The following is a 21,765-nucleotide window of genomic DNA, read 5'->3' on the forward strand; positions in this document are numbered from 1 at the left end:
TGTCGCCTCAGATCGTCGGTATTCCGTTTTCCTTGCAAGCCGCGACCGCCACTTCGGCGTCGATCTTGGCCAACCCATCGGGAAGCGCATCGGAGATCACGTAAGTCGCGTCCCCTTCCCACACTTCGCCGCGTTTATCCACCGCAGTTCGCACGTGACGCGCAAATCCGTATCCCCGGATCAACGCATATTGCGAGGCGGCGCATTGGGCATAGTCCGCAACATCCTGATTGTTGCGGGCCCCCTTCATCTTGACGTCGAAGGCGACGAGGTCGCCGTCGAGCAGCCTTGTCCCGATATCGAGGTATTCCGGCTGATACGGCGTGGTCGCCGCCTGCGCGCTCGCCACGGCACGGCTGACCTCCACCTGTTCGGAACAGGCGGTCAGCGCGGCCAGAGCCAGCGTGCCATATGCGATGGTGCGGATCACTCGGCGGCCACCTTTTGCGACCCGCGTGCCTTAGCGTTCGCGGACAGTTCGGCCATCACCGCCGACGCCCGCGCGATGGGGTTCGTCAGGTAGTGATCCGCGACGATCGGACGGAACGACGCCTTACCGAGTTTCCCAAGCGCCAGCGGTTGCCAGTCGTTCTCGGCCACCACGTCGACCGCGCCCAGATGCGGCACCGCTTCCACCATGGCGCGGCGTAGGCCGGCCTGCGTGTCCCACGGCTGCGTGGCCCCCAGTTCGGCGGACAGCGCACGCAGGACGGCCCAGTTTTCCTTGGCCTGACCCGGCGGGAAGGCGGCGCGCAGCGCCAGTTGCGGGCGGCCTTCGGTGTTCACGAACAGGCCCGACTCTTCGGTGTAGGCAGCCGAGGGCAGGATGATGTCGGCACGGTGCGCCCCACGGTCGCCGTGGCTGCCCATGTAGATCACGGTCGCGCCCGCGTCGATTTCGACCTCGTCCGCGCCCATGTTGAAGATGACCTCGGCCCCCTCGGTCGCGGCCTTGATGCCACCCTCGGTGGTCGCGCCCACGTCCATTGCGCCGACCCGGCCCGCAGCGGTGTGCAGGACCAGCAGTTTGCCGTTGGTGTTCTCAGCGAGCTTCATGGCGTGCGACAGAACCGCCTCGCCGTCCGCCTCGTTCAGTGCGCCCATGCCCACGATCACAAGCGTGTTCTTGGCCTTGGTCGCGTCCGAAATGGTCTTGGACGACAGTTCCTCGACGGCCACGCGGTCGTCGCCGACCTGCACGTAGTCATAGGTCAGGTCCACACCCGGCACGCCGACATAGCCGACCGTCGCGCCGCGCAGCCACGCCTTGCGGATACGCGCGTTCAGAACCGGCGCCTCGTCACGCGGGTTGGTGCCGATGAGTTGGATCATCTCGGCACTGTCGATGTCTTCGATCGTCGCGGTGCCGACATAGGCCGAGCGGTTGCCGGCGGGCAGCTTGGCCCCGTCCACACGGCATTCGACCGTGCCGCCCTGCCCCTCGATGAGTTGCTTGAGGCTGAAGGCCGCTTCGGTCGAGGCGAGATCGCCGATCAGACCCGTGACCTTCTTGCCCTTCATGGCCTCGGCCGCCGCCGACAGCGCCTCGGGCCATTCGACCGGGGTGAGTTTGCCGTTCTTGCGCACATAGGGCTTGTCGAGCCGCTGGCGGCGCAGACCGTCCCACACGAAGCGGGTCTTGTCGGAAATCCACTCTTCGTTCACGCCGTCATGGTTGCGCGGCAGGATGCGCATGACTTCGCGCCCCTTGGTGTCGACCCGGATGTTCGACCCGAGCGCATCCATCACGTCGATGGTTTCGGTCTTGGTCAGCTCCCACGGACGGGCCTGATATGCATAGGGCTTCGACGTCAGCGCGCCCACCGGGCACAGGTCGATGATGTTGCCCTGAAGGTTCGAATCCAGCGTTTCGTTCAGGTAACTGGTGATCTCGGCATCCTCGCCGCGCCCCGTCTGACCCATCTGGTGAATGCCCGCGACCTCGGTCGTGAAACGCACGCAGCGGGTGCAGGAAATGCAGCGGGTCATCTGGGTCGACACCAGCGGGCCGAGGTCCAGATCCTCGGTCGCGCGCTTGGGTTCGCGGTAGCGCGAGAAGTCGACGCCATACGCCATCGCCTGATCCTGAAGGTCGCATTCGCCGCCCTGATCGCAGATCGGGCAGTCGAGCGGGTGGTTGATGAGCAGGAACTCCATCACCCCTTCGCGGGCCTTCTTGACCATCGGGCTGTTGGTCTTGACGACCGGCGGCTGGCCTTCCGGCCCCGGACGCAGGTCTTTCACCTGCATCGCGCAGGAGGCGGCGGGTTTGGGCGGGCCGCCCACGACCTCGACCAGACACATGCGGCAGTTGCCCGCGATCGACAGGCGCTCGTGATAGCAGAACCGGGGAATTTCGATCCCGGCTTCCTCGCAGGCCTGGATCAGGGTCATCGCCCCGTCCACCTCGACCTCGTTCCCGTCGATGACGATTTTCTTCAGATCGCTCATGCGTCTCTCACTCATCCTGCCGGGCTGCCCCGGCGCTTGTCATTTCCCGTTCGGCCCTAGTCGCAGATTTCCGAGAAGATCACCTTCCCGTCCTCCACCACGACCCCGTCGCCGAAGATCGTGTCACGCCGGAACTGCGGGTTCTCGGCGCAATAGGCCTTGGCGACGCCGCGCGCCGCCAGAATGTCGTCTTCGGTCAGCGGCGTGCCGTCGGCCCGCCCGACCGTGATCTGCGGCGCACCGGCATCGGCCCCCGCATTGCCCATGGCATCGCGCCACAACCCGTGGCTGCGATATTCGACCGTGTAATCCGCCCCGCCCGAGGTGAAGCGGTCCACGTCCTGCGCCGCCGAGCCGATGGCCTCCGCCGGGCGCTCCGGCGCCGCCCGCGCCGACACACGGTTCAGCATCCCGCAGCCCGACAACGCCATGGCGGCGATCAGCATTGCGATATGCGATACCCGGATCATTCCGCCGCCACCCCCGCGCAGGATTTGGTTTCGTGAAGCGTCGCCTCTTTCAGCCACGCCCAGCCAAAGGCCGCGTCGCTGTCGCCATCGCGCTTGCGCGCCTCGAGCCGGTCCAGCGCCTCGTCGAGCGTGGGCTGGTGACCAATCGGCACCCACCACATCACGAAGTGCTGGTCGGTCATCAGTTCGAACCACTCGGCGCGGCGGTCGTAGAATTGCTTGTGCACCGTGTTGAACACGAAATGCTCAAGGCTTTCGACGTTCTCCCACACCGTCAGGTTCGACACGAAGCGCGGGTCGCCGCCGATCTTGGCCTCGGTGTTACCGGTCCCCGGCTCGCCCGAGCCTTCCATCATCCACACGAAGCCCGGCATCCGCTTGCCCATGCCGTTCGCACGGTCGAGCGCGCTCATGAACTCGGCGACACGCGGATCTTCGGTGTCGGCGACGAGACGCCCCACGTTCAACTCGGCCAGATGCAGACCTTCACGCGTCATGCCGCACCTCCCGCCATTGTCGCAGGCGCGGAACCGAGACCCCCGGTGCCGCGTTTGAGCGGAAAGGAGGACCATCCCATGTCCGACAAAGTCAAACCGACCGATCTTGAGAAAGGCGCGGAAATCGCCGAGGACCAGACCGAGAAATTCATCGAAACCGGCGACGCGGGCCGCGAGAAAACCGAAGAGACCTCGGACGACATCTCCGAAGGTATGCCGAAAACGGACCGCGAGAACATCGATAAGGTGACGAATACCGACTGACGCGCAGGACGATGGGCCGCGCGGTTTTCCCGCCCGGTCCCTCGCCGCATCGGCCCGTTATGCGCCACCCGCATCACGCCGTTACTCCGCCGCCACCGCTGCCGAGATACGGCCCGACTTCTGCGCCTTGATGCGGTCCTCGATCTCTTCGCGGAAGTTGCGGATCAGGCCTTGAATGGGCCATGCCGCCGCATCGCCAAGCGCGCAGATCGTGTGGCCCTCGACCTGCTTGGTCACATCGAACAGCATGTCGATCTCTTCCAACTCGGCCTCGCCGCGCACCAGACGGTCCATGACGCGCATCATCCAGCCGGTGCCTTCGCGGCAGGGCGTGCACTGGCCGCAGCTTTCGTGCTTGTAGAACTTGGACAGCCGCCAGATCGCTTTCACGATGTCGGTCGACTTGTCCATCACGATCACCGCCGCGGTGCCGAGGCCCGAGCCGAGCTCGCCGCGCAGGTAGTCGAAGTCCATCACGGCGTCTTTCATCTTCTCGCCACGCACGCAGGGCACGGACGACCCGCCGGGGATGACCGCGAGCAGGTTGTCCCAGCCGCCGCGAATGCCGCCGCAATGCGTTTCGATCAGTTCCTCGAACGAGATCGACATCGCCTCTTCGACGACGCAGGGGTTGTTCACGTGACCGGACACGGCGAAAAGCTTGGTGCCTTCGTTGTTCTTGCGGCCGAAGCTCGCGAACCATTCCGGCCCGCGCCGCAGGATGGTCGGGACCACCGCGATGCTTTCGACGTTGTTCACCGTGGTCGGGCAGCCGTAAAGACCCGCGCCTGCCGGGAACGGCGGCTTCATGCGCGGCATCCCCTTTTTGCCTTCCAGCGACTCGAGCAGCGCGGTTTCCTCGCCGCAGATATAGGCGCCTGCCCCGTGGTGCAGGTAGAGGTCGAAGTCCCAGCCGGAGCCAGCCGCGTTCTTGCCGAGGAGCCCCGCGTCATAAGCCTCGTCGATGGCCGTTTGCAGCGCCTCGCGCTCGCGGATGTATTCGCCGCGAATGTAGATGTAGCAGGCATGCGCGTTCATCGCGAAAGACGCGATCAGGCACCCCTCGATCAGCGTGTGCGGATCGTGGCGCATGATCTCGCGGTCCTTGCAGGTGCCCGGCTCGGATTCGTCGGCGTTGACGACGAGATAGGCGGGGCGCCCGTCCGACTCTTTCGGCATGAAAGACCACTTGAGACCCGTGGGGAAGCCCGCGCCGCCCCGGCCCCGAAGACCCGAGGCTTTCATCTGGTCGACGATCCAGTCACGCCCCTTTTGGATGATGCCGGCGGTCCCGTCCCAATGGCCACGCATCTGCGCGCCCTTCAAGGTCCGGTCGTGCATCCCGTAGAGGTTGGTGAAGATCCGATCCTGATCTTTCAGCATGCCTGTCTATCCTTTGGTGTTGCGACCATCCAGCAAAAGCCGGATGGCCACGATCAGTCCGAATGCGAAGCCCGCCATGGCGGCAAGCCCGATGAGGCCGAGCACACGGTTCGACCAGCCGAGGGTTTCCCCAAGCCATGTCAGCCCCATGAAGCCGAGGGCGGACGCGAGGATCGCGACAGTGGCCAGCCGCCCCTGCCGTTTGCGTTCCAGTCCGTCCTCACCCGTGCTCATCGCGTGCACCTGGCCTTACTTCTTCTTGTTCTCGTCGTAGAGCCCCGATGAGGACGCCCGTTTCGAGAATTCCGTTTGTTCGCCCGAGGCGAGTTGTCTGGCCTGCGTGATCCAGTCGTCGCGCTTGATGCGGCCCCGGAACGACAGCTTGTCGTCCATCACCGCGATGTCGGCATCGGTCCACTGGGCGATCTGGTCGTAGTGGTAGACGCCCGCATCATGCAGCTTCTTCTCGATCCCCGGCCCCACGCCCTTGATGAGCTTGAGGTCGTCGGCCACGCCGCCCTTGGGTCCGTCGAGCAATTCCGGGCCTTCGCCCGCCGCCACGGGGGCTGCCGCCGGTTTCGCGGTTTCGGCCTTGGAGGTCTTGGCGGTCTTGGTCTTGGCCACCGGTTTCGCCGCAGGCTTTTTCTCGTATTTCCAGTCGCCCTTCTTGGCTTCCAGCTCACGCTGACCCGGAAGCGCGGTGGACGGCTTGATGATCGGGTCCGGCGAAGGCTCGGCCTCCTGCGCGTCTGCGGGCGCAGCGGTTTCGTCCGCCACCGTCTCGGTCCCCGGTGCATCCTCGGCGGCTTGCGCTTTGGCCGAAGCCTTTTCGGCAGGCGCGGGCTTGGCCGCCGCCGCGTCCATGTCGCCGGTGCCTGCGGAACTCGCCGCTGCCGCCGCCGGTTCGGTGGTCGATGTCGCCGCCGCACTGGCAGGCGCACTGGTCCCCATGCCGGAGGACGCCGGAACGTCCGAACAGAACAGCCGTTGCAGGATCAGCGCCACGGCCACCGCGACCACGAGGCCCACGATGATCGCCACGATCCACGGGCTGTTGATGAGCAGAAGCACCACGAGGCCAAGCAGCCCCCCGACGATCCAGCAGGTATTGCGGCACGAAAACAGGCCGCCGTCGTTATTTGCCATTTCCCAATTCCCTGTTGCAGTTGAGGGTTTCACCCATAGCAACGGACCCGCGGTCTTGTGCCGCAGACTTTCGTCTTATGTCCCCTGCCAACCTCATGCTTGAACCGACGCCTCAGTAGACGTCGCCTTTCTTCACTTTCTTCGAGAATTCGGTTTCGCCACCTTCGGCGAGTGTCTTGGCCTGTTCGACCCAGTTGTCGCGGCTGACGCGGCCCTTGAACCCTTCGAGGTTCTGGTCGACCCAGGCGATTTCTTCGCCCGACCACTTGGCGATCTGGTCGTAGTGATAGAACCCCATGCCGTTCAGCATGGTTTCGAGCTTGGGACCGACGCCCTTGATCGCCTTCAGATCGTCGGCGCCCGACTTGAGCGGCGCTTTCATCGTGCGGGGCTTCGTGCCCGGGCCGGATGCGGGCGTTCCGGTCGCGCCCGGCGCGTCCGATCCGGCGGTCATGGCCGGAGCATCCGTTTTCGAGGGCGCGTCGCCCCCCTTGGCCGCTTTCGCGTCGTCCGCCTTGCCGGTCGTCGTCTTGGCCGCACCCGCGTCGGTCGTCTCGGCGGGCTTGCCGGTGGCCTTGGCCTTGGGCTTGGCGGTCTCGTTCGCGTCGGACATGGCCGCCTGGGCATCCCCCGGCGACTTGACCGTCTTGCGTGCCTTGACGGCGACCTTGCGGCCTTCGCCCTGCCACGGCGCGGTGAGCGGCACCTCGGTCCCGTCGATGCGCTTGAGCGTGTCGCCGATGTCCGTCGCCAGCGCGACCGACGCGTTCGCGGGGTTCTTGTTCGCCTCATGGTCCTTGAGGCTCGTCAGCCCACCCGCAGGTTCGGAGGCATAACGCCCGTTCTGCGGACCCGGCACAGGCACCTCGCCCGCACCCATGCGGTCGATCAGGTCACCGAAGCTCTCGGTCGTCAGATCCTCGTAATAATCCTTGCCGATCTGGGCCATGGGCGCATTCGCGCAGGAGCCGAGGCATTCGACCTCTTCCCACGAAAACTTGCCGTCCGCCGAAAGTTCATGCGGGTTCGGCGCGATCTTTTCCTTGCAGACCGCGATCAGGTCTTCGGCGCCCATAATCATGCAGGAGGTCGTCCCGCAGATCTGAAAATGCGCAACGGACCCAACCGGTTGCAGCTGGAACATGAAGTAGAAGGTCGCGACTTCCAGCGCGCGAATGTATTCCATGCCGAGCATGTCGGCCACGCCCTCGATCGCGGGCTTGGTCAGCCAGCCTTCCTGCTCCTGCGCGCGCCACAGGAGCGGGATGATGGCGGACGCCTGCCGCCCTTCCGGGTATTTGGTCATCTGCGCTTCCGCCCAGGCCTGATTGTCAGGCGTGAAGGCGAAAGACGCGGGCTGTTCGTGGTGCAGACGGCGCAGCATTAGGTGCACTTCTCCGTTTTATGCAGGGTGTAGGTTCCGCTCTCCCGGTCATGCGAGAAGGTTCCGGACTCGCCTGCGTTCGCGATCATGATATTCCGCGTCCAGCTATCGACGCCTTCGTCCGTCAGGACCGCTATGATTTCCTCTTCGCTCGCCATGCAATCCTTGGCTTCCATCATCTCGAAAACGGCCGGCCACGGGTTCGACGCATCAGCGACCCCGATGGCTGGCACGGTCCAGACGAGTATGGCCAAGGCGAAACGCATCAGCGGTCGACCTCTCCGAAAACGATATCCATGGTGCCGATGATGGCGGCGACGTCGGCCAGTTGGTGCCCGCTCGCGACGTGATCCATCGATTGCAGGTGCAGATAGCCGGGGGCGCGCAGCTTGGCGCGGTAGGGTTTGTTGGTGCCGTCGGACACGAGGTAGACGCCGAATTCGCCCTTGGGCGCTTCCACCGCGCAATAGACCTCGCCCGCCGGGACGTGGAAGCCCTCGGTGTAGAGCTTGAAGTGATGGATGAGCGCCTCCATCGAGGTCTTCATGTCGGCGCGCTTGGGCGGCGTCAGCTTGCCACGGGCCAGCACGTCGCCCTGCCCTTCGGGTGCCCGCAGCTTTTCGATGGCCTGAAGCATGATCTTCACGCTCTCGCGCATCTCGGCCATACGGACGAGGTAGCGGTCGTAGCAGTCGCCGTTCTTGCCGATGCAGACCTTGAAGTCGAACTCGTCATAGCACTCGTAAGGCTGCGAGCGGCGCAGATCCCATGCAAAGCCGGACCCGCGCACCATGACGCCGGAATAGCCCCAGTCGAGGATCTCTTCCTCGGTGATGACGCCGATGTCGACGTTGCGCTGCTTGAACACCCGGTTCTCGGTCAGCAGCCCGTCGATGTCGTCGAGCACGGCCGGGAATTCGTGGCACCAGGCTTCGATATCGTCGATCAGCTTCGGTGGCAGATCCTGATGCACGCCGCCGGGGCGAAAATAGGCCGCGTGTAGGCGCGCGCCCGAGGCACGCTCGTAGAAGATCATGAGCTTTTCACGCTCTTCGAAACCCCAAAGCGGCGGGGTCAGCGCGCCCACGTCCATCGCCTGCGTCGTGACATTCAGCAGGTGGTTGAGGATGCGCCCGATCTCGGAATACAGCACCCGGATGAGCGAGGCGCGGCGCGGCACTTCGACACCGCAGAGCTTTTCGATCACGAGGCACCAGGCATGTTCCTGGTTCATCGTGCCGACATAGTCGAGCCGATCGAAATACGGCAGGTTCTGAAGGTAGGTCCGGCTTTCCATCAGCTTCTCGGTGCCGCGGTGAAGCAGCCCGATATGCGGGTCGCAGCGTTCCACGATCTCGCCGTCCAGTTCCAGAACCAGACGCAGCACGCCGTGCGCGGCCGGGTGCTGAGGCCCGAAGTTGATGTTGAAGTTGCGGATCTGCTGTTCGCCGGTCTCGGCGTCCTGAAATCCCTTGGAGCCGTCCATCATGCCGCCACCATTCTTTCCTGCCACTCCACGGGCACCGCGCCCATGTAGCGTTCGATGAAGTTGTATTGCGGTTTCAGCGCGGATTGCAGCCGCGCCCGCCGCGCGGGGTCGAGCCCCGCTTCGGGTGAGCCATGCACCCGCTTGCCGAAATCGGCCGGGATCATCTCGATCCCAAGGAAATCGCACATCTTCTCAAGCGCCTCTTCGGTGAAGAGACGTTCGTAAAGCTCGACGTGAAGCCGGTCCTGAGGCACCGCTTGCATCAGCCGCTTGACCGTGCGGCGGTAGTTCGACCGGCGCGCGACGTTCTCTTCCCCGCCGGACAGGTAACCGTCGACCATCGAGGTCGCCGCGGCTTCGTCCCCGCCCGCGTTCATGCGGAAATGCGACCAGAGCCGATCCACGGGCTCGCGCAGCAGGTAAAGGAATTTCACGTTCTCATGGCTCTTGGCCATCTCGGCGAACCACTCAGGCCCAAGCAGCGCGTAGCCGGGCGAGAAATCCCCCACCAGCTTGGCGTCGCGCAGCCCGGCCCCGATGAAGCCGAGATAGGCTTTGTCGTCGCGGGTCTTGCCGTCGAAGGTGACGAGCCATTCCTCGATATCCGCCATGCTTTGCAGCTGATAGGCGTGGATATCCTCATCCCGCGTCACCGCATGGCGCGCGGCGATCTCGCCCTTCCGCCGTGCAAGCTCGCCACGATAGAATTCGCCCGCGCCCATCGCGACCGAATTCCAGTAGTTCAGCTCCTTCACGGTCGGGAAATAGGTCTCCGGGTGGTTGTAGAGGTAATCGAACAACCAACTGGTCCCGGCCTTGGCCGCGCCGACGCAGTATATGAGGGTCTGGGTGCTCACGTCAGCCTTTGGCCCCGTCCGCCTTCTCGTCGCCCGGCAGCACGTATTCCGCGCCTTCCCACGGCGACATGAAGTCGAACTGGCGGTATTCCTGAACCAGCGACACCGGCTCGTAGACCACGCGCTTCTCGACCTCGTCGTAGCGCACTTCGGTAAAGCCGGTCGTCGGGAAATCCTTGCGCAGCGGGTGGCCGCGGAAACCGTAGTCGGTCAGGATGCGGCGCAGGTCGGGGTGGCCCTTGAAGATGATCCCGAACATATCGAAGATCTCGCGCTCGAACCAGTTGGCGGCCGGATAGACGGTCACGATGGACGGCACCATCTCGCGCTCCTCGACCGCCGCCTTCACGCGGATGCGGTGGTTCTGGTACATCGACAGGAAGTGATAGACCACGTCGAACCGCGCCTCGCGCTCCGGGTAGTCGACCGCCGTGATGTCCACCAGCGTCGAGAACCGGCAACCCCGGTCGGTCTTGAGGAATTCGACAAAGCCGATCAGCGCCTCGGGCCGCACGGTGACGGTCAGTTCGCCAAAGGCGACCTCCCACCCCACGACCACGTCCATCTGCTTGACTTCGATCAGCGCGCCCAGCTCGTTCAGTGCGTCGTCTGCCATCGTTACCTCACGATCGTGCCGGTGCGGCGGATTTTGCGTTGAAGCTGAAGGATGCCGTAAACCAGCGCCTCGGCGGAGGGCGGACAGCCGGGAACGTAGACGTCCACGGGCACCACGCGGTCACAGCCCCGCACCACCGAATAGGAGTAGTGATAATACCCGCCGCCGTTCGCGCAGGACCCCATCGAGATCACATAACGCGGCTCGGGCATCTGGTCGTAGACCTTGCGCAGCGCCGGGGCCATCTTGTTGGTGAGCGTGCCCGCGACGATCATCAGGTCCGACTGGCGCGGCGAGGCGCGCGGCGCGGTCCCGTAACGCTCAAGGTCATAACGCGGCATGGACGATTGCATCATCTCGACCGCGCAGCAGGCCAGACCGAAGGTCATCCAGTGGAGCGAGCCGGTGCGCGCCCAGTTGATGATGTCGTCGGTCGTGGTCAGCAGGAAACCCTTGTCCTGCAACTCGTCCGACAGCTGGCGCGTCGCGACTTCGCGATCGCCGCCCGCGGTGTTGGCGCCGGTCATCACTCCCATTCGAGTGCTCCCTTCTTCCATTCATAGGCAAAGCCGATGGTCAGGACCGCAAGGAACACCATCATCGACCAGAACCCGATCATCCCGACATCCTTGAAGGCCACCGCCCAGGGAAACAGGAATGCGATCTCGAGGTCGAAAATGATGAACAGGATCGAGACGAGGTAAAACCGCACATCGAATTTCATCCGCGCGTCGTCGAAGGCGTTGAACCCGCATTCGTAGGCCGACACCTTTTCCGGGTCCGGGTGACGGACCGCGAGCACGGCAGCCGCAAGCACGAGGACGAGGCCAAGGCCGACGGCAACGGCGAGGAAAATCACGATGGGGAGGTATTCACGAAGAAGGTCTTCCACGTTGGCTCCTTTGTTCGGGCCGTTTCAGATGAACGGGAACCCGCGACAGTTTGGCTCAATTCGGGGTCTACTCTCAACACCGGAGAGGGTCAACCGAGCCACCCCCTGTTTCGGGCAATTTGAACAAGGGGTTCCACGCGCTTCTGCGACGCGGCAAAGCGCATTGTATACCGTTGTTTACAAGGATGGAACGCGGTTTTCCGCGCCGCACAAAAGGTGTGCTATTCAATCATCTTTGAACGAAGTTCAGGAACCGGCCCGGCCCGATGCCGACTCAGGCCGAAACCGCGACGTAAACCGCGCAAAGAAACATGACCACGGTGACCGGCCCCCAGAGCAGGCGCTCCGGGCGTGACGGGGTCACGTTGTTCATCAGCGTCGACAGTCCCGTGATCGCCACGACGGCCCAGATCAGCCAGCCGGGACCGACAGGGGCAAGCAGCCCCCCGGCGCCTGACACGAGCCGCGCGAACAGAACCATGAGACCGCCCTGAACCACGGCCCCGACCCGCAGCGGCACGGGCATCCTGCCGGGCCACCGCCCCCCCATGGCGAGATGCCCCCAGGGCGCGCCGAGCGCCAGCGCGAATTGGAACAGGCAGACGATCAGGGCGAGGACGCTGAACACCAGCGCGGCGATTTCAACCAGCGTCATTGCGTCATCCATCCCGCTTTGCGTTTCTCGAAGAAGGCTCCGATCCCTTCCTGCGCCTCGGCCCCTTCCCAGCAGTCGACCAGCGCGCGGATCGTGTCGTCGATGATGTCGTCGGTGATCGGCGGTCCCAGTCGGCGCGCCAATCGCTTGGCCGCCGCGACGGCGCCCGGTGCACAGGTGAGATAGGGCACGACCTCTTCCTCGACCGCCGCATCCAGCGCACCCTCGGGCACGGCATGGGCGACGATGCCCAATCGCTGCGCCTCGGCCGCGCCGAACACGCGCCCGTTCATGAACACGCGCCTCGCCATCGCTTCGCCGATCCGGGCCAGCACATAGGGGCCGATGGTGGCCGGGATCAGACCCAGCCGCGTTTCGGTCAGACCGAACTTGGCATGATCCGCCGCGATCGCCACGTCGCAGACGCTGCACATGCCGATCCCGCCGCCGAACGCTTGCCCCTGCACCCGGCCGATCAGCGGTTTCGGCATTTCGTTCAACGCCTTGAGCATGAGCGCCAGCTTGCGCGCCTCGATGAACCGGGTCTCGGGATCGGCGGCGAACTGATCGCGCATCCATCCCAGATCGCCACCGGCACAAAAGCTTTTTCCCGCGCCGGTCAGCACCACCACCCGCACGCCGTCATCCGCGCCAAGCGCCTGCGCCGCTTCCGTCAGCTCGCGGATCATCGTGGCGGACAAAGCATTGTGCTTGTCGGCCCGATCCAGCGTCAGCGTCGCCACACCCCGCCCGTCGGTCGTGATCGAAATCGTTTCGTACATGTCTACCCCCGCATCGCCTTGGCCATGTCGCCCGCACGTCCCAGAACCTCCCGGTCCAGCCCGGTGGAGAGGCCCAGCGCCGTCAGCCGGTCGTGCACTTTCTCCGTCGCCACGTTGCCCTTGGCACCGGGCGCATAGGGGCAGCCGCCCAGCCCGCCGACCGCCGCGTCGAATACGCGCAGGCCCAGTTCCAGCGACATCTCGATATTGTCGAGCGCCCGGCCGCCCGTATCGTGGTAATGCCCGGCAAGGCGCCAGGCCGGAACGCGGTCCAGCACCGCGATCAGCATATCGCGGATGGTCTCGGGCGTGCCCTGTCCGATGGTGTCGCCGAGCGATACTTCGTAGCAGCCCATCGCCATCAGCTCCCCCGCGACAGCGGCGACCGCATCCGGCGCGACCCGGCCATCATAAGGGCAATCCGTCACGCAGGAGACGTATCCGCGGACTTTCACTTTACGAACCAAAGCGGCCTCGACGACCGGCAAAAATCGCTCAAGGCTTTCAGCAATCGAACAATTAATATTCGCCTGACTGAAACCCTCGCTGGCTGAGCCGAAAATCGCGATCTCGTCCGCCCCGGCCTCCATCGCCCGTTCGAAACCCTTCAGATTCGGCGTCAAAGCCATGTAGGACACGCCTTCGGCGCGGGTGATCCCGGCCAGCACCTCGGCGCTGTCGGCCATCTGCGGCACCCATTTGGGGCTGACGAAACTCGCCACCTCGATCCGCCGGAAGCCCGCGCCGGACAGGGTATCGACAAGCGCCACCTTGCGATCCGTGGGGATCAGGGTCTTTTCGTTCTGAAGCCCGTCGCGCGGCCCCATCTCGACCAGTTCGACGCTATCCAACGGGCACCTCGTAGAAATCCTGCTTGTAGATCGTATCCGGCCCCTGCGCCGCGAACGCCGTCTGATAGGCCGGACGGGCGGCGAGCCGTTTCTGATAGGCGGCGAGCGTCGGGAATTTCTCGGCATGGACATAGTGAAACGCGGCTTCGATCCCAAACCCGAACATCACATCGACCGCCGAAAACCCCGAGGCGAGCAGGTAATCCTGCGCCTCGACCCGTTTCGCCACGGGCTTCAGCGCCTTGGCCAACCGCCGGGTTTCCAGCCCGATCACGGTGGGCGACCGCATCGCCGGATCAGGCAGGAACACCTGCTGAAGGTTGAGGTTCTGGATGCAGGTCGCGACCGTTTCGGCATAGTGCAGCCAGACGAGGAATTCGGCACGTTCCGCATCGCCCGGCAGACGGCCCAGCCCGTGCTCGGGCCGCGTCTCGCACAGGTATTCCACGATCGCGCCGGATTCGATCAGCGTCATCCCGTCGATCTCGAGCGCCGGAACGCGCCCCGCCGGGTTCACGAGGTGAAAGTCGTCTGTGCCGAGGCTGCCGTCGCCGATGCGGTAGTTCTCCACCTCCGGCTCCAGCCCCATCTCGGCAAGCAGCCAATGCACCCGGAACGACCGGCTGCCCGGAACGGCGTGCAAACGGATCATGCGGCGGCCTCCTCTTCCGGTTCCAGCGCGATGAGGGCGGCATGGGCCTCCACCTGCGCGCCTTCGGCGGCCAGCACCTCGCCCACCACACCGTCGCGCGGCGCGGTCAGCGTGTGCTCCATCTTCATCGCTTCCATGATCGCCATCTTCTGCCCGGCCTCGACCCGGTCGCCGGGCGCGACGAAGACCGCCTTCACCAGCCCCGGCATCGGCGCTTCGACCACATCGCCGCCCGCCGCGTCCGCCGACAGGATGGCCAGCGGGTCCGGCACGCGGAAGCCAAGCCCGGCGCCCGAGAACACCGTGACGAGGTCTCCGGTGATCGCCACCTCGGGCGCAGGCGCGCCGCCGATCCGCCAGCCGGAGGGGCCTCGCACCGCTTCGACCACGGTGTCGCCCACGATCACCCGCGCCGCATCCGGGCCGGACAATTCGATCACGGGCGACAGCACGTCGCCGTCATGGTCGAGCAGGATGGTCCGCCGAATGGGCGCCCAGAGCGTGAAGCCGCTCACGGGTTCGGCGTCGCCCATCAGACCCGCCCCCGCGAGGGTGGCAAGCGCGATGTCCTGGGCAGTGGCCGCCGGGGTCTTGGTCAGCATCGCCAGATCGCGGTCGATCAGGCCGGTATCGACCTCGCCCGCCGCGAACCCGTCATGCGCGCAGAGCGCCGAGAGGAACCCAAGGTTCGTGACCGTGCCCGCCACCTGCGTTTCGGCCAGCGCCCGCCGCATCTTGCCCAGCGCGATATCGCGGGTCGGGCCGTGGGTGACGATCTTGGCGATCATCGGATCGTAGAACGGGCTGATCTCGTCCCCCGTCCGCACCCCGGTCTCGGCCCGGCATCCATCGGCAAAGGCAAGATGCGCCAGCCGCCCGGTGGCCGGCAGGAAGCCCGCAGGCACATCCTCGGCATATAGCCGCGCCTCGAAGGCATGGCCGCGAAGCGGAATGTCGGTTTGCCCCAGCGGCAGAGGCTCGCCCGAAGCGACCCGCAACTGCCATTCGACAAGGTCTATGCCCGTGACCTCTTCGGTCACCGGGTGCTCGACCTGAAGCCGCGTGTTCATCTCCATGAACCAGAACCCGTCGGGTCTGAGCCCGTCCGAGCCGTCGACGATGAACTCGACCGTTCCCGCCCCGGCATAACCGATCGCTTCGGCGGCGCGCACCGCCGCCTCGCCCATCGCCGCGCGCATCTCCTGCGTCATCCCCGGCGCGGGCGCTTCTTCGATCACCTTCTGGTGGCGGCGCTGGAGCGAACAGTCGCGCTCGTAAAGATGCACCGCCTCGGTCCCGTCTCCGAAGACCTGCACCTCGATATGGCGCGGGCTGGTCACGAACTTCTCGATCAGCACGTCCGGGTTGCCGAAGGCGGTCTTGGCCTCGGACCGGGCCGAGGCGAGCGCATCGGCAAAGTCGCCCGCACGTTCGACCAGCCGCATCCCCTTACCGCCGCCGCCCGCCACGGCCTTGATGAGCACCGGGTAGCCGATCTTGTCGGCCTCATTCGCCAGCAGGTCGTCGGACTGGTCCGCGCCGTGATACCCCGGCACCACGGGCACCCCGGCCTCTTCCATCAGCTTCTTCGCGGCATCCTTCAGCCCCATCGCCCGGATCGCCTTGGCGGAGGGGCCGATGAAGGTCAGGCCGGCCGCCTCGACCGCCTCCACGAAATCGGGGTTCTCCGACAGAAACCCGTATCCGGGGTGAATGCCCGTGGCCCCCGTCTCCTTGGCCGCCGCGATGATCGCCTCGCCGCGCAGGTAACTCTCGGCGGGTTGCGGGCCGCCGATATGCACCGCCTCGTCCGCCATCGCCACGTGACGCGCGGATCGGTCGGCGTCGGAATAGACCGCAACCGTGGCCACGCCCAGTCTGCGGGCCGTGTCGATCACCCGACAGGCAATCTCACCCCGGTTCGCGATCAGGATTTTCTTGAACATCACCCCTCCTTCCGGGCTGTCGTGATGAAAGCGCCGGCGAGATCCCGACGCGCATGGTCGACAAATCCCGCCGCCTGCAAGGGCTGCGCATAATTCTGCCCCTCGGGCACCCATTCGGTATCGAAGACTTCGCCGCCGATGACGATACGCCCACCGGGCCTGAGCAGGCGGAACGCTTCCACCAGCCCGGCGTCGCGGTCTTCGAAATGGTCGATCACGTTTATCATCGTCACCACGTCGAAGGCCGCGTCCTCGAACCCGGTCGCCTCGCCCGGCGCCACCCGCAGGTCCGCCGTGGGGCAGCGACCGCGCGCGATTTCGACCATGCGCGGGGTGGGGTCCACCCCGGCGAGCCGTCCGGCGAGGGGCGCGATGGCGGCCAAGGCCGCGCCGCCCCCGCAACCGATGTCGATCACGTCCGACCCCTTCGCGATCCCGGCGGCGTCGACAACGGCGAAGATGCTCGGATCGTCGCCATAGGCGTCGACGTAGCTTTGCGCCTTTTCATCGTCCCATGCGCTCATGCCCGGTCCTCCATCGCCCGGCGATGCGCCGCCGCGCTGTCCTCGGAAAAGCAGCACAGCACGATCCGCTCCGGCGCGCCGGTCCAAGCCGACACCTCGCGCATGGCGATCCGGGCCGCCTGATCCGCCGGGTAGCCATAGACGCCGGTCGAGATGGCCGGAAAGGCGATGATGTCACAGCCGCTTTCGCGCGCCAGACGAAGGCTTTCGCGGTAGCACGCGGCGAGTAGGTCCGGCTCGCCCCGGTCCCCGCCATGCCAGACCGGGCCGACCGTATGGATCACGTGACGGGCGGGCAGGTCATAGCCCCCGGTGATCCGCGCCTCGCCCGTCGGGCAGCCGCCGATCTTGCGGCATTCGTCCAGCAGCCCCGGCCCCGCCGCCCGGTGAATGGCCCCGTCCACACCGCCCCCGCCCAGAAGCGTTTCGTTCGCGGCGTTCACGATGGCGTCCACCTCCAGCGTGGTGATGTCGGCGGTGATGATCTCGACCGGCACGGCGTCACATCCTGAACACGCCGAAGCGCGTTTCCTCGATGGGTGCGTTCAGCGCGGCGAGAAGCGACAGATACAGAACCTCGCGGGTTTTGCGCGGGTCCACGATGCCGTCGTCCCACAGCCGGGCCGAGGCATAGAGCGGGTGCGACTGACGCTCGAACATCTCGATGGTGGGGCGCTTGAATTCGGCCTCGTCCTCGGCCGACCAATCACCGCCGCCGCGTTCGATGGCGTCGCGTTTGACCGTGGCCAGCACGCCCGCCGCCTGTTCGCCGCCCATGACGGAAATCCGGCTATTGGGCCATGTCCACAGGAAGCGTGGCTGATAGGCCCGGCCCGCCATGCCGTAGTTGCCCGCCCCGAAAGACCCGCCGACGAGCATGGTGACCTTGGGCACGTTCGTCGTCGCGACCGCCGTGACCATCTTGGCCCCGTGGCGCGCGATCCCTTCGTTCTCATACTTCCGGCCCACCATGAAGCCCGTGATGTTTTGCAGGAAAATCAGTGGGATGCGGCGTTGTGAGCAAAGCTCGACGAAATGCGCGCCCTTCTGCGCGGCCTCGGAAAAGAGCACGCCGTTGTTCGCGATGAGCCCCACGGGGCAGCCCAAGATATGTGCGAACCCCGTCACCAGCGTCTCGCCGAAGCGCGGTTTGAACTCGTCGAAGCGTGATCCGTCGACCACCCGCGCGATCACCTCGCGGATGTCGTAGGGCGTGCGCAGGTCGCCCGGCACCACGCCGAGGATTTCGTCCGGGTCATAGGCCGGATCTTCCGCCGCCTGCCAGCGCACGGTGTCGGGCCGCGTCCGGTTCAGGCTCTCGACCGCCCGGCGGGCGAGGGCGAGCGCATGGGCGTCATCCTCGGCCAGATAGTCCGCCACACCGGAGAGGCGCGTGTGAACGTCGCCGCCGCCAAGATCTTCGGCCGTCACGACTTCGCCGGTCGCGGCCTTCACCAGCGGCGGCCCGGCAAGGAAAATGGTCCCCTGATCCTTCACGATGATCGTCACGTCGCTCATCGCGGGCACATAAGCCCCGCCTGCTGTGCAGGAGCCCATGACGACCGCGATCTGGGGAATGCCCTTTGCGCTCATCTGCGCCTGATTGTAGAAAATCCGCCCGAAATGGTCGCGATCCGGGAACACCTCGTCCTGATTGGGCAGGTTCGCGCCCCCGCTGTCGACAAGGTAGAGGCACGGCAGATTGCATTCCTGCGCGATCTCCTGCGCGCGCAGGTGTTTCTTGACCGTCATCGGATAATACGTGCCGCCCTTCACGGTGGCATCGTTGGCGATCACCATCACCTCCTGCCCGTGGACCCGACCGATGCCCGCGATCACGCCCGCCGCCGGGGCCGCGCCGTCATACATGCCATGCGCCGCCGTCGCGCCCACTTCGAGGAAGGGCGACCCGGCGTCGAGCAGATTGGCCACCCGGTCGCGCGGCAGCATCTTGCCGCGGGAAAGGTGTCGCTCGCGTGCCTTGTCGCCGCCTCCGGCAGCAGCCAGCGCCGCCGCGTCGGCCACCGTGCCCAGCATCTCCAGGTGCGCGGCGCGATTGGCCTGAAAGCTCTCGGACCCCGTCATGGCTTGGGATTGCAGTTTCATGTCGTCTCCTCCTGCGACGGGTGCGGCGCACCGCGCCCGTGCATCTCGTTCATCGTCTCGACCGCCACGCCGTGTGTGCCGAACCCCTTGGCCCGGTCGTTGGGTGTCAGATTGCGCATGTCATCGCCCCTCGGGCCGGGGCCGGGGTCGGATCGCGGGCGGGCGGCGCGCCCAGCCGCTTTCGACCGCCGACGGAACCTCCCCCGCCCAGCGCGCGATCTGCCAGGCGAGCACGGCGATCCTCAACCGGTTGTTCGCTTCGTTCGCACCGCACCAGACCTCCATGATCTCCGGCATCCCGTCGCAATCCGGCCCGGCCGAGGTGCCGTTGGCCAGCAGATAGGTCTTGTCGTAGAGCGCCTCGACCCACGCCTTGCCATCGACCGCACCGGCCGGAGGCAGCTCGGCCAGCACGGCACCCGTCATCGCGTCCTGCTCGGCCGCCAGATCGCGCTGGCACGGCAGCGGCGCGTCGGACCGGTCGCACAGAACGATACCGCCCCCGCCGCAGGTATAGACCTGCCCCACGTCCCAAAGCCCGCCCTCGACCGCGTCGATGTCGATCGAGCGGTTCACGATCAGCTTCTGTTCGTAGCGATCCATGAAAACATCCATACAGGTCTGGAAGTCCGGGATCGGCGGCTGATCCTGAGCAAGCGCCGCATCCGCCGCGAACAGGGCAAGGAACAAGACGGCACCTTTCATCCGCCGCTCCCCCCTGCCCGGCGGCCCACCAGAGCGCCGTACATATCGGTGACATAGGCGACCTTGTCGTCCCCCTGCCCGCATTCGATCACGTATCCCTGCCCCTCGGGCCAGCCTGCGCAATGCAGATCGTCGCGCCCGGTTTCGCGGGCATAGACCGACGCCCAGTCCGCCACGATCGACGACGGGTCGGGCGGCCCCATTCCGGCCACCCGGTATCCCAGCACAGCCGACAGGCCACACAGGGCGACGAGCGTGACGATGTGAGCCTTGCGGATCAATGGAACTCCAACTCGTTGCGCAGCGAAAGCGCGCGCTCGGCGGTCATCTGCATCAGGCAGCCCGCTTCGGCCGGACCGCCCCCCGTGCCGCCGCCCCATTTCGACCGTTCGAAAGCGCAGGCCGCGTCGCGCCAGGGAATCCACGCCCGCTGCGCGTCGCGCAGGGCGTCGGACGTGCTCACGGGCATCTCGTTGACCTTGTCGTCATTGGCCAGACGTTCGCGCAGCGGCCCGTAGAGTGCGTTCAATTCGGCATCCCAGTCCTCATACTCCGCCCAGATGCAGGCCCCCGTGCCCACCGTCGAATAGCCGCCTTCGGTGTCTTCCATGCAGCGGTTGGCCGAGGTGCCGACGCATTGCAGTTTCTCGAACCAGTCGTCGGTCGCCGCGATGCAGTCCTGCGAATGGGCGAAGTCATAGGTCAGGTCCTGCGCGACCGCAGGCGTGGCCAGAAGGCAAAGCGAGGCAATGAGGAAACGCATCATGAACTCCTTGAAAAACCGGGGATTCGACCCCGTATCCCGAGGTTAGCGCATCTTCGCCATCAGTTCGCGGCCCACGAGCATCCGCCGGATCTCGGACGTGCCCGCGCCGATCTCCATGAGCTTGGCATCGCGGAAAATACGGCTCACCGGCGTTTCGTTCATGAACCCCATGCCGCCCATCGCCTGCACCGCCTGATGCGCGACCGTCATGGCCTCTTCGCTGGCGTAGAGCACGCAGGCCGCCGCGTCCTGCCGCGTGACCTCGCCCCGGTCGCAGGCCTTGGCGACCTCGTAGACGTAAGCGCGGGCCGAGTTCATCTTGGTGTACATATCGGCGATCTTGCCCTGCATGAGCTGGAAATCCCCGATGGACTGGCCGAATTGCTTGCGCTCGACCATGTAGGGCATGACCTCGTCCAGACAGGCCGCCATGATCCCGGTCCCGATGCCCGACAGCACGACACGCTCGTAGTCGAGCCCGGACATGAGCACTTTGGCCCCCTTGCCCTCTTCGCCAAGAATGTTCTCGAACGGCACGTCGACATCCTCGAAGAACAACTGCGCGGTGTTCGACCCGCGCATCCCGAGCTTGTCGAAATGCGGGCTGGCCGAAAACCCCTTCATGTCCTTCTCGACGATGAAGGCGGTGATCCCCTTCGAGCCTGCGTCGGGATCGGTCTTGGCATAGACGACCAGCGTGTCGGCATCCGGCCCGTTGGTGATCCAGAATTTCGAGCCGTTCAGCGTGAAATACCCGTTCTTCTTCTCAGCCCGAAGCTGCATCGACACCACGTCGGACCCCGCCCCCGGCTCCGACATGGCGAGCGCGCCGACATGGTCACCGGAAATGAGCCCCGGCAGATACCGGCGCTTCTGCTCTTCGGTCCCGTTCAGCTTGATCTGGTTCACGCACAGGTTGGAATGCGCGCCGTAGGACAGGGACACACTGGCCGAGGCCCGTGCGATCTCTTCGACCGCGACGGTATGAGCGAGGTAGCCCATGCCGGCCCCCCCGTATTCCTCGGAAACGGTGATCCCCAGCAGACCCAGGTCGCCCATCTCTTTCCAAAGGTGCGCCGGGAAGTCGTTCGTCTGGTCGATATCGGCCGCCAGCGGCTTGATCCGGTCCTGTGCGAACCGGTGCACCATGTCGCGAAGCTGCGCGATATCCTCGCCCAGATCGAAATTCATCGACGCCATGAACATGGCCGCCCCTCCCATTTATTGAACACTTGTTCATTTCTAGTCACGAGAGGCGAGTCGGGTCAAGCGGTGACGCATCCGATGTTTCGCCGCCCGGCTGCGCCGGACGCCGACCCATGCGAGAGG

Annotated in this window: 28 protein-coding genes; 1 reads left to right on the forward strand and 27 read right to left on the reverse strand. The window is 65.5% G+C overall.

Features of this window, described 5'->3' with window-relative positions; all coding sequences use genetic code 11:
- Positions 1–7: 7 nt before the first annotated feature.
- Genes HOY44_RS01585 through HOY44_RS01600 form a run of 4 tightly spaced genes read right to left on the reverse strand, consistent with a single transcriptional unit; the run spans position 8 to position 3,418 of the window.
- Positions 8–430: a YNQ4 family lipoprotein gene (locus tag HOY44_RS01585; protein WP_502710678.1), complete on the reverse strand. Its 423-nt coding sequence runs from the start codon at positions 428–430 to the stop codon at positions 8–10.
- The gene (gene nuoG / locus HOY44_RS01590; RefSeq protein ID WP_287432648.1) at positions 427–2,451 is read right to left on the reverse strand and encodes an NADH-quinone oxidoreductase subunit NuoG; all 2,025 of its coding nucleotides are present in this window, start codon (positions 2,449–2,451) and stop codon (positions 427–429) included. The genes HOY44_RS01585 and nuoG overlap by 4 nt, the downstream gene beginning before the upstream one ends.
- Positions 2,452–2,507: 56 nt before the next feature.
- Positions 2,508–2,921 (reverse strand): hypothetical protein, encoded by a 414-nt coding sequence (locus HOY44_RS01595; RefSeq protein ID WP_287432650.1) that lies wholly within the window; start codon positions 2,919–2,921, stop codon positions 2,508–2,510.
- On the reverse strand, positions 2,918–3,418 hold the full coding sequence (locus tag HOY44_RS01600; RefSeq protein ID WP_287432652.1) for a DUF3291 domain-containing protein: 501 nt from the start codon (positions 3,416–3,418) through the stop codon (positions 2,918–2,920). The genes HOY44_RS01595 and HOY44_RS01600 overlap by 4 nt, the downstream gene beginning before the upstream one ends.
- Positions 3,419–3,496: 78 nt before the next feature.
- Here HOY44_RS01600 and HOY44_RS01605 point away from each other — a divergent pair, with 78 nt between their 5' ends.
- Positions 3,497–3,682, forward strand: a complete 186-nt coding sequence (locus HOY44_RS01605; RefSeq protein ID WP_008327919.1) for a hypothetical protein — start codon at positions 3,497–3,499, stop codon at positions 3,680–3,682.
- A gap of 81 nt (positions 3,683–3,763) precedes the next feature.
- On the opposite strand, the gene nuoF is transcribed toward HOY44_RS01605, so the two are convergent.
- From nuoF to HOY44_RS01720, 23 genes are all read right to left on the reverse strand, one after another.
- A complete protein-coding gene (gene nuoF, locus HOY44_RS01610) occupies positions 3,764–5,065 on the reverse strand; it encodes an NADH-quinone oxidoreductase subunit NuoF (RefSeq protein WP_287432654.1) in 1,302 nt (433 codons plus the stop codon).
- Between the two features lie 6 nt (positions 5,066–5,071).
- Positions 5,072–5,299, reverse strand: coding sequence for a DUF5337 domain-containing protein (locus HOY44_RS01615; protein ID WP_008327917.1), 228 nt, complete (start codon positions 5,297–5,299; stop codon positions 5,072–5,074).
- A 15-nt stretch (positions 5,300–5,314) separates the two neighbouring features.
- A complete protein-coding gene (locus tag HOY44_RS01620) occupies positions 5,315–6,211 on the reverse strand; it encodes a helix-hairpin-helix domain-containing protein (protein ID WP_287432655.1) in 897 nt (298 codons plus the stop codon).
- Between the two features lie 112 nt (positions 6,212–6,323).
- Positions 6,324–7,595, reverse strand: a complete 1,272-nt coding sequence (locus HOY44_RS01625) for an NADH-quinone oxidoreductase subunit E (protein WP_287432656.1) — start codon at positions 7,593–7,595, stop codon at positions 6,324–6,326.
- Positions 7,595–7,861 carry a hypothetical protein gene (locus HOY44_RS01630; protein WP_008327913.1) on the reverse strand — a complete coding sequence of 89 codons (267 nt, stop codon included), beginning with the start codon at positions 7,859–7,861 and terminating at the stop codon, positions 7,595–7,597. The genes HOY44_RS01625 and HOY44_RS01630 overlap by 1 nt, the downstream gene beginning before the upstream one ends.
- Positions 7,861–9,084, reverse strand: a complete 1,224-nt coding sequence (locus HOY44_RS01635; RefSeq protein ID WP_008327911.1) for an NADH-quinone oxidoreductase subunit D — start codon at positions 9,082–9,084, stop codon at positions 7,861–7,863. Before HOY44_RS01635 ends, HOY44_RS01630 begins: the two co-directional genes overlap by 1 nt.
- A complete protein-coding gene (locus HOY44_RS01640; protein WP_287432657.1) occupies positions 9,081–9,941 on the reverse strand; it encodes a sulfotransferase in 861 nt (286 codons plus the stop codon). The genes HOY44_RS01635 and HOY44_RS01640 overlap by 4 nt, the downstream gene beginning before the upstream one ends.
- Position 9,942: 1 nt before the next feature.
- Entirely contained in the window at positions 9,943–10,557 is a 615-nt protein-coding gene (locus tag HOY44_RS01645; RefSeq protein ID WP_138422864.1) for an NADH-quinone oxidoreductase subunit C, read from the reverse strand.
- Between the two features lie 2 nt (positions 10,558–10,559).
- Positions 10,560–11,084 (reverse strand): NuoB/complex I 20 kDa subunit family protein, encoded by a 525-nt coding sequence (locus tag HOY44_RS01650; protein WP_008327896.1) that lies wholly within the window; start codon positions 11,082–11,084, stop codon positions 10,560–10,562.
- Positions 11,084–11,449, reverse strand: coding sequence for an NADH-quinone oxidoreductase subunit A (locus HOY44_RS01655; RefSeq protein WP_008327895.1), 366 nt, complete (start codon positions 11,447–11,449; stop codon positions 11,084–11,086). Before HOY44_RS01655 ends, HOY44_RS01650 begins: the two co-directional genes overlap by 1 nt.
- A 274-nt stretch (positions 11,450–11,723) precedes the next feature.
- Positions 11,724–12,104 carry a hypothetical protein gene (locus tag HOY44_RS01660; protein WP_287432658.1) on the reverse strand — a complete coding sequence of 127 codons (381 nt, stop codon included), beginning with the start codon at positions 12,102–12,104 and terminating at the stop codon, positions 11,724–11,726.
- The gene (locus tag HOY44_RS01665; protein WP_287432659.1) at positions 12,101–12,886 is read right to left on the reverse strand and encodes a crotonase/enoyl-CoA hydratase family protein; all 786 of its coding nucleotides are present in this window, start codon (positions 12,884–12,886) and stop codon (positions 12,101–12,103) included. The genes HOY44_RS01660 and HOY44_RS01665 overlap by 4 nt, the downstream gene beginning before the upstream one ends.
- 2 nt (positions 12,887–12,888) lie before the next feature.
- A complete protein-coding gene (locus tag HOY44_RS01670; RefSeq protein WP_287432660.1) occupies positions 12,889–13,737 on the reverse strand; it encodes a hydroxymethylglutaryl-CoA lyase in 849 nt (282 codons plus the stop codon).
- A complete protein-coding gene (locus HOY44_RS01675) occupies positions 13,730–14,389 on the reverse strand; it encodes a glutathione S-transferase family protein (RefSeq protein WP_138422860.1) in 660 nt (219 codons plus the stop codon). The genes HOY44_RS01670 and HOY44_RS01675 overlap by 8 nt, the downstream gene beginning before the upstream one ends.
- Complete coding sequence (locus HOY44_RS01680) at positions 14,386–16,335, reverse strand: acetyl/propionyl/methylcrotonyl-CoA carboxylase subunit alpha (RefSeq protein WP_287432661.1); 1,950 nt, start codon at positions 16,333–16,335, stop codon at positions 14,386–14,388. The genes HOY44_RS01675 and HOY44_RS01680 overlap by 4 nt, the downstream gene beginning before the upstream one ends.
- Positions 16,335–16,859, reverse strand: a complete 525-nt coding sequence (locus HOY44_RS01685; RefSeq protein WP_287432662.1) for a class I SAM-dependent methyltransferase — start codon at positions 16,857–16,859, stop codon at positions 16,335–16,337. The genes HOY44_RS01680 and HOY44_RS01685 overlap by 1 nt, the downstream gene beginning before the upstream one ends.
- Complete coding sequence (locus HOY44_RS01690) at positions 16,856–17,356, reverse strand: O-acetyl-ADP-ribose deacetylase (protein WP_287432664.1); 501 nt, start codon at positions 17,354–17,356, stop codon at positions 16,856–16,858. The genes HOY44_RS01685 and HOY44_RS01690 overlap by 4 nt, the downstream gene beginning before the upstream one ends.
- A 4-nt stretch (positions 17,357–17,360) precedes the next feature.
- A complete protein-coding gene (locus HOY44_RS01695) occupies positions 17,361–18,965 on the reverse strand; it encodes a carboxyl transferase domain-containing protein (protein WP_287432665.1) in 1,605 nt (534 codons plus the stop codon).
- Positions 18,962–19,084: a hypothetical protein gene (locus HOY44_RS01700; RefSeq protein WP_287432666.1), complete on the reverse strand. Its 123-nt coding sequence runs from the start codon at positions 19,082–19,084 to the stop codon at positions 18,962–18,964. Before HOY44_RS01700 ends, HOY44_RS01695 begins: the two co-directional genes overlap by 4 nt.
- Before the next feature lies 1 nt (position 19,085).
- A complete protein-coding gene (locus tag HOY44_RS01705) occupies positions 19,086–19,670 on the reverse strand; it encodes a hypothetical protein (RefSeq protein WP_287432667.1) in 585 nt (194 codons plus the stop codon).
- Positions 19,667–19,951 carry a hypothetical protein gene (locus HOY44_RS01710; protein ID WP_287432668.1) on the reverse strand — a complete coding sequence of 95 codons (285 nt, stop codon included), beginning with the start codon at positions 19,949–19,951 and terminating at the stop codon, positions 19,667–19,669. Before HOY44_RS01710 ends, HOY44_RS01705 begins: the two co-directional genes overlap by 4 nt.
- A complete protein-coding gene (locus HOY44_RS01715) occupies positions 19,948–20,433 on the reverse strand; it encodes a lysozyme inhibitor LprI family protein (RefSeq protein WP_287432670.1) in 486 nt (161 codons plus the stop codon). The genes HOY44_RS01710 and HOY44_RS01715 overlap by 4 nt, the downstream gene beginning before the upstream one ends.
- A 45-nt stretch (positions 20,434–20,478) precedes the next feature.
- Complete coding sequence (locus HOY44_RS01720; protein ID WP_138422852.1) at positions 20,479–21,642, reverse strand: isovaleryl-CoA dehydrogenase; 1,164 nt, start codon at positions 21,640–21,642, stop codon at positions 20,479–20,481.
- Positions 21,643–21,765 lie beyond the last annotated feature (123 nt).

The sequence above is a fragment of the Maritimibacter sp. genome (assembly GCF_016774595.1).
In the GTDB taxonomy this organism is placed as follows: Bacteria; Pseudomonadota; Alphaproteobacteria; order Rhodobacterales; family Rhodobacteraceae; genus Maritimibacter; species Maritimibacter alkaliphilus.